The 10950-nt window shown below is 28.6% G+C and carries 13 protein-coding genes and 1 tRNA gene; all 14 read left to right on the top strand.

Going from position 1 to position 10950, the window contains the following annotated elements; genetic code table 11:
- Window positions 1-2 precede the first annotated feature (2 nt).
- The 14 genes from SFBM_RS05710 (at window position 3) to SFBM_RS05650 (ending at window position 10870) form a co-directional block, all read left to right on the top strand.
- Window positions 3-737: a hypothetical protein gene (locus SFBM_RS05710; protein ID WP_005805637.1), complete on the top strand. Its 735-nt coding sequence runs from the start codon at window positions 3-5 to the stop codon at window positions 735-737.
- Window positions 738-785: 48 nt separating this feature from the next.
- Entirely contained in the window at window positions 786-1574 is a 789-nt protein-coding gene (locus SFBM_RS05705) for a FliA/WhiG family RNA polymerase sigma factor (protein WP_005805639.1), read from the top strand.
- Between the two features lie 49 nt (window positions 1575-1623).
- Entirely contained in the window at window positions 1624-1869 is a 246-nt protein-coding gene (locus SFBM_RS05700) for a hypothetical protein (protein WP_014018014.1), read from the top strand.
- A 12-nt stretch (window positions 1870-1881) separates the two neighbouring features.
- Entirely contained in the window at window positions 1882-2643 is a 762-nt protein-coding gene (locus tag SFBM_RS05695) for a flagellar hook-basal body complex protein (protein ID WP_007441066.1), read from the top strand.
- Between the two features lie 32 nt (window positions 2644-2675).
- Window positions 2676-3434: a flagellar hook-basal body complex protein gene (locus SFBM_RS05690; protein WP_007440219.1), complete on the top strand. Its 759-nt coding sequence runs from the start codon at window positions 2676-2678 to the stop codon at window positions 3432-3434.
- A gap of 66 nt (window positions 3435-3500) precedes the next feature.
- Window positions 3501-3833, top strand: a complete 333-nt coding sequence (locus SFBM_RS05685) for a hypothetical protein (protein WP_005805643.1) — start codon at window positions 3501-3503, stop codon at window positions 3831-3833.
- Window positions 3834-3901: 68 nt separating this feature from the next.
- Window positions 3902-3978, top strand: a tRNA-Arg gene (locus tag SFBM_RS05680).
- Window positions 3979-4084: 106 nt separating this feature from the next.
- Window positions 4085-4756, top strand: a complete 672-nt coding sequence (locus SFBM_RS05675; protein ID WP_014018013.1) for a response regulator transcription factor — start codon at window positions 4085-4087, stop codon at window positions 4754-4756.
- Between the two features lie 55 nt (window positions 4757-4811).
- Window positions 4812-5798 (top strand): sensor histidine kinase, encoded by a 987-nt coding sequence (locus SFBM_RS05670; RefSeq protein ID WP_007440217.1) that lies wholly within the window; start codon window positions 4812-4814, stop codon window positions 5796-5798.
- Window positions 5799-5910: 112 nt separating this feature from the next.
- Window positions 5911-6675, top strand: a complete 765-nt coding sequence (locus SFBM_RS05665; protein WP_005805649.1) for an ABC transporter ATP-binding protein — start codon at window positions 5911-5913, stop codon at window positions 6673-6675.
- Window positions 6672-8336, top strand: a complete 1665-nt coding sequence (locus SFBM_RS05660; protein WP_242821622.1) for an FtsX-like permease family protein — start codon at window positions 6672-6674, stop codon at window positions 8334-8336. Before SFBM_RS05665 ends, SFBM_RS05660 begins: the two co-directional genes overlap by 4 nt.
- Entirely contained in the window at window positions 8337-8708 is a 372-nt protein-coding gene (locus SFBM_RS08195; RefSeq protein WP_371137056.1) for an FtsX-like permease family protein, read from the top strand.
- A 105-nt stretch (window positions 8709-8813) separates the two neighbouring features.
- Entirely contained in the window at window positions 8814-10118 is a 1305-nt protein-coding gene (locus tag SFBM_RS05655) for an MATE family efflux transporter (RefSeq protein WP_005805653.1), read from the top strand.
- Between the two features lie 74 nt (window positions 10119-10192).
- On the top strand, window positions 10193-10870 hold the full coding sequence (locus SFBM_RS05650) for a peptidoglycan recognition protein family protein (protein ID WP_005805655.1): 678 nt from the start codon (window positions 10193-10195) through the stop codon (window positions 10868-10870).
- Window positions 10871-10950 lie beyond the last annotated feature (80 nt).

Raw genomic sequence — 10950 nt, 5'->3', positions numbered from 1 at the left:
TTATGATTGGAGATCAAGCAAACTCACTTGTTAGTCTTTTAAGGAGCCTTAGTGCTCTTCAAAAGACTTTACGAGTTATAGGGTTTATAAATTGTTCAGATAATGATAACGAAACTGTTTTAGATGTAATTAATAGGAGTCTTTTACAGAGCAGGGAAACTGTGATATTTAAGGATTTGCGTGATGATAGTTATGAAGGGAAGTCTATTAAATTTATTGAAAAAGATGTTAAAAAATTGATTGGTAGAAACATTTTTTTGGATGATATTTTTAAAAGTAAATATAATCAAGAAATTTTAAAAATTAGTGGATTGATGAATGAACAACAATTTAAAAATTTAGATCTTATTCTTATAGATGCTACAGATATATTTCAAGAGGTTCATTCTAAAATTTCAAAAATTAGTGATAATATTTTGATTTTAGCAAATACTACCCAAGACAGCTTAAATGAAATTATCGAAAAAATTGGTTATGGGAAATTGAGTGGACAAGAAGTCCAAATTATTTTGGTAAATGATGGACATGATTTGGATTGGCAAAATTATTTTGAGGACTTTATAAAGATTATTTCAGAGAAATGCGGTGTAAATTTTAAGATACTAGATTTGATAAATAAGGAATTTTTAAATATAGAGCTATATAAAATAGCTGAAAAAATTTATTTAAATACAGTTAGAGGTGATGGGAGCAAAAATTCTAATTTTTTAGATTTTATTATTAATGTTTTAGATTAAAAATTTTCAAAATGGGGGAATGATTGGAGAACTTAGGAGGAAATTATTATGATAGCAGATGTAACTAAAGTAGATGACAGTAAAAAAGGAAATGACTATAATGATGACTCGGAAAGTAGTACAAGCACTGAAAAAATAGATAATGGAGAAATAATTGTTGAAAATTATATTCCCATTGTTATGTATATAGCATCAAAAGTTATAACGGGTAAATCGAAATATATGGAGTTTGATGACCTTGTAGGATATGGTATGATAGGACTTATGGATGCTATTAGCAAGTTTGATAAGAGTAAGGGAATGAAGTTTTCAACTTATGCTTCTATTAGAATTAAAGGAGCTATGATTGATGAAATACGAAAAAATAGTCCTGTCTCTAAGGGAGTTGCGGACAAGCTTAATAGGTATAACAAAGCGGTAGAAATTTTGAGAAACACTTTAATGAGAGAACCGGGGGTACTAGATATAGCAAACTATCTTGAATTGTCTGTCGATGAGATAGGAACTATTGAAAACTATGTTAATTATGTTTCAAAGGTATCTTTAGAGAGCATGATATTTTCGGAGGACGATAGTATTTCTTTAATAAATACAATAAAGGATAGTAATAGTCCAAATCCTGAGAGTGCTCTTGAGGATAAGGAGCTTATAGAATATTTGGAACGTGCTATAGATAGTTTAAGAGAGAAAGACAGAAAAGTTATTTATTATTATTATGTAAAAGGTATGACTCTTAAAGAAATTGGAAAAATATTAAAAGTATCTGAGTCTAGAGTTTGCCAAATCCATAATAGGGCTCTTAAAAATTTGAAGACTATTATGGAAAAATATTATTGATACAAGTATTATTTACAATTAGTCAGCTTATGAGGAGGGGAAAGACCTAGTGTTGATATTTTTATGTTTTGGATTAATAGTATGTTTCTTTGTTATAGAAAGAATTGCCTGTGTTAAGAATAAAAATAAATTTGATAATCTTATGAATAAATCAGATTTTGGAGATGATGTCACAAAGTCTGATTTAGTTTCATTTAGGCATGAAATGGGAGAAACAATTTTTGAAATTCAAAAAGAGATTGAGCAGATTAAGACATCTTTGGAAAGTTTGCGTAAACAAAATAATAGCAGTTGATGAGGTGAATCTATGATTAGGGGTATGTATACAGCAATTTCTGGACTTATAACTCTTGAAGCTAAGCAAGCTGTTATAACTAATAATTTAACTAATATAAGCACGCCTGGATTTAAGCCTGATGATTTAATTATTTCTCAGTTTGATAAAGTTATGATGGCTAATAAAGATAATGGATTTAGTAGTTTCAAAACTTTAGGAGGAATGTCTATTGGATCAAAAATAGATTCTACTAGGATAAAGTTTGATCAAGGTAGTTTAAAGCAAACAGATAAATTTACAGATTTTGCTCTCATAGGAGATGGATTTTTTACAGTTACTCAAGGAGGGCAAGAGTATTATACAAGAGATGGTGCTTTTGTCCTCGATGAAGCTGGAAATTTAAAGACATCAACAGGAGCTTCAGTTATGGGAATAAATTTAAGAGACGGAAATTATGAACCAATTAATGTTGGACTTGCAACAAATATTTCTGTAGAAGGATATAACAATTTAATTGTGGATGGACAGTCGTATTATAGAATTAGAATCTCAAATTTTCAAGATAAGCAGGTTATAGAAAAGGTTGGGAACAATCTGTATAGAGGAGAAGGTGCTACAGAGATATTAACTTCAAGAGTTCGTAATAATAGCATTGAGGTTTCTGAGGTTGATCCAGCAATTGAGATGGTGAATTTAACAAATACTCTTAGGAGTTTCGAAAGCACAATGAAGGTACTTGGGTATCTAGATGAAAGCTTACGTATTTCTGCAAATGATATTGGTAAAGTTTAATAAAAAATTATTAGAGTAAGAGGTGTAAAAGTATGTTTTATATCCTTAATAATAGTAAAAGTGGAATGATAGCACAGCAACAAAAGTTGGATATAATTTCTAATAACATGGTGAACGTAAATACCCATGGATATAAGAAGATTGATAGCTCATTTGCTAGTTTATTTCACAAAGATTTAAATATAAAGGGAGTGCCGACCAGTGATTTTAATTCATCAGTTGGAAATGGAGTTAAATTAACAGGTATTGGTAAAAATAAATCTCAAGGATCACTTCAACCAACAGGAATAAATACTGATATTGCTATAGATGGCAATGGACTTTTTAAAATAACTGATGGAAACGGACAAGTATTTTATACGAGAAGTGGAGCCATGAATGTTGATACATTCGGGAGAATTACTGATAAGAATGGAAACTTAGTTGAAGTTTCTTATTTTGATGGAGTAGATTTAATGAATACAGGACTTACAGCAAGCAACATGATTATAGATAGGAACGGACTAGTGTCTACATCTGATGGTCAATGGATTTGCAAAATAAATCTTTATGATACAGTTGGAAATGGTACGCTTATATCTAAAGGTGAGAATAGCTTTGTTCCTTCGGGAGAAAATGTTATAATGTTTCAAGTGCAATCAGATTTTTATCAAGGTCATCTTGAAATGTCAAATGTTGATATTGCACAAGAGATGACGGAGATGATCCTTGCACAAAGAGCATACCAAATGGCAACAAAAGGAATAAGTACGGCGGATGAAATGTGGTCAATGCTTAATAATGTTAGATAAAAATAAATATAAATCAGAGAAAGCTGTTTTTATACGAGTTTTCTTAAATATTTTAAGGAGTTTTTTATGCATTTTAACAGATTTAAAATTGAGGTATATATACCATATAATTTCACAGATAAGATACGTGAACTTTTAAATTCTACAGGAGTTGGTAAAGTAGGGAACTATGATAATTGCGTTTGTGTGTCTGAAGTTAAAGGTGTATTTAGGCCTCTTGAGGGATCAAATCCATATTTAGGACTCGAGAATAAGTTGTGTGAAGTACTTGAAAATAAGGTTGAAGCTATTTGTAATAAAGAAGATTTAAAGATGGTGATTGAGCAAATAAAAAATATTCATCCATATGATGAACCACTAATTAATATAATACCACTTATAGATTTGGAAGAATTGTAAAATTAAATTTTTATGATTGTAATGTATTGAATTTAATAATGAAATTTTAGTATAATTACTTATACTTTGCATCTATAGCTCAGCTGGATAGAGTGTTGGACTTCGAATCCAAAGGTCGCAGGTTCGAACCCTGCTAGGTGCGCCATAATATACCGTAATTGATGTGATGTGTCAGTTGCGGTATTTTTATTTTTAAACTTAAATTTATTATGTTTTTGGGAAAATTTCTGGTGGGAGATGGTATTCAAAAAATGTATAGGATATTAATTGTTGAAGATGATTTTAGGATTGCTGATGCAATTAAAGATAAAATGAAGATGTGGGATTTAGATTTACATATTGTAGAAGATTTTAGGACTGTTCTTAATGATTTTAAATTTTATAATCCACATATTGTTTTGCTTGATATTTCTCTTCCATTTTTTGATGGATATCATTGGTGCGGGGAAATTCGAAAAATTTCAAAGGTTCCGATTATATTTATATCTTCTGCATCTGATAACATGAATATTGTAATGGCAATGAATATGGGAGCAGATGATTTTATTGCTAAACCTTTTGATATGAATGTGTTGGTGGCAAAGGTGCAAGCTATGTTACGTAGAGCTTATGATTTTACATCGAATATTTTAATGTTAGAACATAGGGGTGCATTTTTAAATATGGAGGATAATACGCTTATGATTAATAATAACACGATAACTCTTACAAAAAATGAATATCGAATCCTTTTATGTCTTATGGAGAATAAAGGCAAGGTTGTGAGTAGGGAAAAACTTATGGAAAGGTTATGGAAAACAGAATCTTTTATTGATGAAAATACATTAACAGTTAATGTTAATAGATTACGAAAGAAATTAGATTCTTCAGGACTTGAAAATTTTATTACTACTAAAGTTGGTGTTGGATATATTGTTGAGTGAAATTGGGAAAATTATCAAAACAAATAATTAAGATATTAAAATGAGAGAGGTTTCAATGAAATTATTTTTGCTATACATAAAGCAACATAAAAAAGGAATATTTATTTGGATTTTATTTTGTTTATTGTTCATTATTAGTTTTATTTTATATCGTCTTCCACTTAAGGCTGTTATATATCCAGCATTAATATGTTTAATTTTTGGTGTTATATTTATTTGTATAGGGTTTTTAAATAAAGTGCGTAAACATAATCAGATTGTCACAATGAAAAAAATAACAGCTGATATGATTTCTTATATGCCACCTATTGAATGTATTGAAGATAATGATTACCAAGAAGTTATAGAATCTTTGAAAGATGAAGTTTTGAATTTAAGTGCATCTACAACTGAACGTTACAAAAATCTTATGGAGTATTATACTTTATGGGTACATCAAATCAAGATACCTATTACTTCGATGCAACTTACTTTACAAAATGAAGATACTCCAATTTTTAGGAAATTATCCTCAGATTTATCACAAATAAGTCAATATGTTGAAATGGTTTTAGCATTTATGAGACTTGAATCAGATTATAGTGACTATGTTTTTAAGAAACATGATGTTGGTAATATTATAAAGAATTCAATTACGAGATTTGCTTCTGAGTTTATTGATCGGAAGATTGGGATTGAATATGAACCTATAGAAAAGATTATTGTAACAGATGAGAAATGGTTTTCTTTTGTAATTGATCAGCTCTTATCTAATGCTTTGAAGTATACTCGTAAGGGGAGTATTAAAATTTATATGAAAGATACAATACTTTGTATTGAGGATACTGGGATTGGTATAGCATCAGAAGACTTATCTCGTATTTTTGAGAAAGGATATACAGGATATAATGGTAGGATTTATAAAAAGGCTAGTGGGATTGGACTTTACCTTTGTAAGCGAATTTGTAATAATCTTGAGATTGATATCTATGTTACATCTGAACTTTATAGAGGGACAACAGTACATATTAATCTAGAACAGAATAATTTAAAAAATGATTAGCATCTTACAAGAATGTAAGACCTAACTTGGGAAATGTAAGCCAAATCGATGGTGAGTCATTTCCCTTTTTTGTTAAAATAACATCATAAAATTGAGTGGAGGAACAACATCTATGAGTATTTTGGAAGTAAATAGTTTAAAAAAGGTATACAGTACTCGTTTTGGAGGGAATAAAATTGAGGTGTTAAAAAATGTAAATTTCAGTGTGGAGAAGGGTGAGTTTGTTTCTATTATGGGTGAATCTGGATCAGGTAAGACTACTCTTTTGAATATTATGGCAGCAATTGATAAGCCAACAAGTGGAAATGTTATTTTAGATGGTAATGATATCTCTAAAATCAAAGAATCATTAATTGCAAATTTTCGGAGAGATAATCTTGGATTCGTATTTCAGGATTTTAATTTGCTGGATACTTTTACTTTAGAGGATAATATTTATTTACCTCTTGTACTTGCAGGGAAATCTTACATGGAAATGCATGATCGTTTGTTACCAATTTCAGAACGACTTGGAATTTATAATCTTCTTAAAAAGTATCCCTATGAAGTATCTGGAGGTCAAAAGCAAAGAGCTGCTGTTGCACGAGCAATGATAAACAATCCTAAAATAATTCTTGCTGATGAACCGACAGGTGCATTAGATTCCAGAGCTACCGATGAGTTGCTTCGTCTTTTTGTAGAAGTTAACAAGATAGGTCAAACAATTCTAATGGTAACACATTCAGTTAGAGCTGCAAGTGTAGCAAATCGTGTTTTATTTATTAAAGATGGAGAAGTATTTCACCAGATTTATCGTGGTAATGATACAGATGATCAATTTTACCAAAAAATTTCAGATACATTGACTTTACTCATAACAGGAGGAACAAGAAAATGAAAATGAGTTTTTACCCTAAACTTGCTGTAAGCAGTATTCTAAAAAATAAGAGGATGTTTGTTCCATATATTTTTACTTGTATTGGCATGATAATGATGTTTTATATTGTTATGTTTTTAGGAGTGAGCGATATACTGAATAATTTAAGAGGTGGGGAAACAATTAGAATAGTTCTTTCCCTTGGCAGTCAAGTTATTGCAGTTTTTTCTGGAATTTTTTTATTTTATACAAATTCTTTTTTAGCACGACGTAGAAAAAAGGAGTTTGGTCTTTATAACATTCTTGGGATGGGAAAAGGAAATATAGGGATTATATTATTTTGGGAAACTTTGATTATTGGAATTATATCAATTGGTATTGGACTTTTGGCAGGAATTATATTTTCGAAGTTAGCTGAGCTTGTACTTGTTAATCTTATGGGTAGTATTGTAAATTATACTTTTTCAATCTCAATTATTTCAATTGAAAGAACTATTCAAGTTTTTGGAATTATATTTATTTTGATTTTGATTAATTCAATCCGTCAAGTGCAATTTTCGAGTGCAATTAATCTTATGCGAAGTGAGAATGTTGGAGAAAAACCTCCAAAAGGTAATTGGTTCATTGGTATCATGGGAATTTTAATTTTGGTGGTTGCTTATTATATATCAGTTACGATTCAAGAGCCTATTCAAGCAATTCTTATATTTTCCATTGCTGTAATCATGGTAATTATAGGTACATATTTTACGATGATTTCAGGATCTGTTGTATTTTTGCGTATTTTGAAAAAGAGAAGGAGGTACTATTATAAGACAAATCATTTTATATCTGTTTCTTCAATGATTTATCGTATGAAAAGAAATGGAGCAGGTCTTGCGTCTATTTGTATTTTAGCTACAATGGTTCTGGTTATGATGGCTTCTACAGCTTGTCTTTATTTTGGAAAAGAAGATGCAATAAATACAAGATATCCACGTGACATTAATTTAGAGTTTAGTTTTGATGAATTAGATAGTTTTTCAGATGAAAATATTAAGAAATTAAAAGATAAATTATCAACTGAGTTAAGAGATCGTAATATTATACCAGAAAATAGATATTTTTATCGCAATGTTGCTATCTATGGAATAGTTAATGGTAGTGATGTTGAAACGACTTTAAGAAATTATAATTTATCAGATGGGACAAGTACATATTCAATCAACTTTGTCTCACTTGATGATTACAATGAGGTTATGAATACAAACGAAACATTGAATGATGGAGAAGCTTTATTATACTCGTATAGAAATAGCTATAAGAATGATAAAATTTCTTTTAATAATGGGAAAACATTTAATATTAAAAGGAACATTGATAATTTTGTTAAAACTGGCGATAGTGCAATTGATATGTTATTCAATATAATATTAATTGTGCCAGATATAGAAAGTGTTATTAAAAGTTTTGATAATTTATCAGATTTTTATGGAGAAAAATTAGCTAGGATGAGTTTTATTTACAATTTTGATACTGGAATAGAAGTTAATAAACAGATAGAAGTTTACAATAGTTTTTTAAATATTTTTACAGATGAATCAATTAAGGAAAATTTTAGATATAAAACTGTTTATTTAGTAAGTCAGGAATTTGAACGTGAAAGTTTTAATAGTCTTTTTGGAGCAGTATTTTATATATGAATTATTTTAAGTATTGTATTTATCACAGCAGCAGTATTAATTATTTATTATAAGCAAATTTCAGAAGGATATGAGGATCAATCACGCTTTGAAATTATGCAAAAAGTTGGTATGACCAAGAAAGAAATTAGAAAGAGTATTAATTCGCAACTTTTAACCGTATTTTTTCTTCCACTAATTATTGCATTTATACATTTGGTATTTGCTTTTCCAATTATTTGTAGATTACTTTTAACAGTTAGTATTAATAATGTGGTACTATTTGCTATAACAACAGTAAGTAGTTTTATTGTATTTGCTGTATTTTATATGATTATATACAAAATTACATCAAATTCGTATTACAGAATAGTAAGTGAAACAACAAAGTAGATTCAATCCACTAAATTATTTAAAATTTAGTGGATTTTATTTTATGATTTGTACAAACTATCTTTGAAAATTGATGTTTTAAATTTATTTATTTGGAGATAGATTATGGTAAAAATATTTTTCAAATATTCAATTTCATCTATGATAGCTATGTTAGTGACATCTCTTTATACGATAATGGATGGTATTTTTGTTGGAAGAGGAATAGGAGATACTGGACTTGCTGCTGTAAATATGGTTTTGCCAATTACTATAATGTATTTTGGATTGGCTACCATGATAGCAGTTGGAGGAGGTTCTCTTGTTTCTAAAAGTTTTGGGGAAAATAATGAGATTAAGGCACAAAATATTTTTGGACAAACTATAAGACTTATTGTGCTGTTAAGTTTATTTTTAAGTGTAATTGCTTTATTTGGGTGTCATAAAATAATGTATTTAGTTGGGGCACGAGATGAAATTTTATATTATTCATCAGAGTATTTGAAATATTATTCTTTGTTTTGTAGTTTTAATCTAATAGGGATTGTTATAAATAGTTTTGTTAGGAATGATGGTAATCCAAAACTTGGAATGATTGCAAATATATTTGGAGCAATAACAAATATAGTGCTCGATTATATTTTTATTTTTAAATTCAAATGGGGAATACAAGGTGCAGCTTTAGCAACTGGAATTGGACAAATCATGACTATAATAATTTTGATGAACCATTTTATTTTTAAGAAGGGAGCATTGAGATTTAAAAGAGCTTCATTTAACTCAGATGTTTTAAAAAGCATAGTAATGATTGGTTTTCCATCTTTCCTTGCTGAAATAACATTTTCTATGATTATATTTTTCTATAATATTGCTCTTATATTTTTTGTTGGTAGCAAGGCATTAACGGCTTTTAGTGTTATAAATTATATAAATTCAAATATTTATATGGTACTTCTTGGTATGAATTTTGGAGTTCAACCTCTTATAAGTTATTCTTTTGGTGAAAAGAATGGAAAGGATATGCTTAAGTTTTATGGATTTTCAAAAAGATTTGGATTTTCGTTGACTTTTATTTATGTCTTAATATGTTTAATATGGGGAAATAACTTAATTAAAATATTCACATCTGATTTAGAAATTATAAGGATTGCGTATTTTGGACTTAATGTGTCAAATTTAGCATTTTTTATTTTAGGGATAAATTTGACTACAAGTATTTATTATCAAGCGATGGAAATCCCGAGATATTCAAATGTAATTTGTATATTTAGATCTTTCATATTTCTCCCTATAAGTCTGTTAATTTTATCAAGATTATTTGGATTAACTGGAATATGGATGAGTTTAATATTTTCTGAAGGGTTATCTCTATTATTTATAAATTTTGTTGTGAGGGTGAAGAGGATTACTGAGAAACTAATTTTTAATTAACGGAGATTAAATGAATATCAAAAATATTTTATAAATATTAATGATATACAATAATAATTTTTTTAGGTTGAATTATGAAACAATATTTATTGAAGGAAAAATTAATATCTAATAATTTTTCAAACAGAGAAAATAAGAAGATTGAATATATAGTAGTTCATGATACAGGTAATTGGGACGAAGGTGCTGGATTAGATAGGCATTATAATTTTTTTGAAAATGTATCTGATAATGCGAGTTATCATTATTTAGTTGGAAACGAAGATAATGAATATAAAATTTATAATCTTGTAGGTGAAGAATATAGATCTTGGCATTGTGGTGATGGCCGAGGAAAATATGGAATAACAAATGATAACAGCATTGGAATAGGAATGTGTGTTAATAAGGATTCTGATCATAAAAATAATATTTTGGGTATGGCTAGATTAGCTGCTGAACTTTTAATTAAGCATGATTTGACAATGGATAAGCTTGTTAGGCATTATGATGCAAGCAGAAAAGTTTGTCCTGAGTTTATGAGTTCAGACGATTGGAAACTTTGGAATGGATTTTATGATTTGACGAGTTTTATTTTTAATGTGTTACAAGGTGGAGGAGATATTTTAGATATAGAAATGCAAATCCGTGATAATTGTGAAAAATTTATAGAAACTTATTTAAATAGTTTTTATATTGATGATTCAATTTCATCTGGAGAGAATGATTTTGAAGAATCCTTAAGAACTGTTGTTGAAAATAAAGAAGAATAGAATTAATAATTTAAGGCAAGTTGTTTAATTATTTTAACAACTTGCCTTTTTGTTTCTATATATGGAAAAAATTTTAACTC

It is taken from the genome of Candidatus Arthromitus sp. SFB-mouse-Japan, assembly GCF_000270205.1.
GTDB lineage: Bacteria > Bacillota > Clostridia > Clostridiales > Clostridiaceae > Dwaynesavagella.
Note: the sequence above shows the minus strand (reverse complement) of the source record. Positions and strands in the feature narration are given on the sequence as shown.

Excerpts from the sequence above, each read along its gene's own strand:
- SFBM_RS05710 (WP_005805637.1), top strand. The coding sequence starts at position 3 with ATGATTGGAGATCAAGCAAACTCACTTGTTAGTCTTTTAAGGAGCCTT.
- SFBM_RS05705 (WP_005805639.1), top strand. The coding sequence starts at position 786 with ATGATAGCAGATGTAACTAAAGTAGATGACAGTAAAAAAGGAAATGAC.
- SFBM_RS05695 (WP_007441066.1), top strand. The coding sequence starts at position 1,882 with ATGATTAGGGGTATGTATACAGCAATTTCTGGACTTATAACTCTTGAA.
- SFBM_RS05690 (WP_007440219.1), top strand. The coding sequence starts at position 2,676 with ATGTTTTATATCCTTAATAATAGTAAAAGTGGAATGATAGCACAGCAA.
- SFBM_RS05685 (WP_005805643.1), top strand. The coding sequence starts at position 3,501 with ATGCATTTTAACAGATTTAAAATTGAGGTATATATACCATATAATTTC.
- SFBM_RS05675 (WP_014018013.1), top strand. The coding sequence starts at position 4,085 with ATGTATAGGATATTAATTGTTGAAGATGATTTTAGGATTGCTGATGCA.
- SFBM_RS05670 (WP_007440217.1), top strand. The coding sequence starts at position 4,812 with ATGAAATTATTTTTGCTATACATAAAGCAACATAAAAAAGGAATATTT.
- SFBM_RS05665 (WP_005805649.1), top strand. The coding sequence starts at position 5,911 with ATGAGTATTTTGGAAGTAAATAGTTTAAAAAAGGTATACAGTACTCGT.
- SFBM_RS05660 (WP_242821622.1), top strand. The coding sequence starts at position 6,672 with ATGAAAATGAGTTTTTACCCTAAACTTGCTGTAAGCAGTATTCTAAAA.
- SFBM_RS05655 (WP_005805653.1), top strand. The coding sequence starts at position 8,814 with ATGGTAAAAATATTTTTCAAATATTCAATTTCATCTATGATAGCTATG.
- SFBM_RS05650 (WP_005805655.1), top strand. The coding sequence starts at position 10,193 with ATGAAACAATATTTATTGAAGGAAAAATTAATATCTAATAATTTTTCA.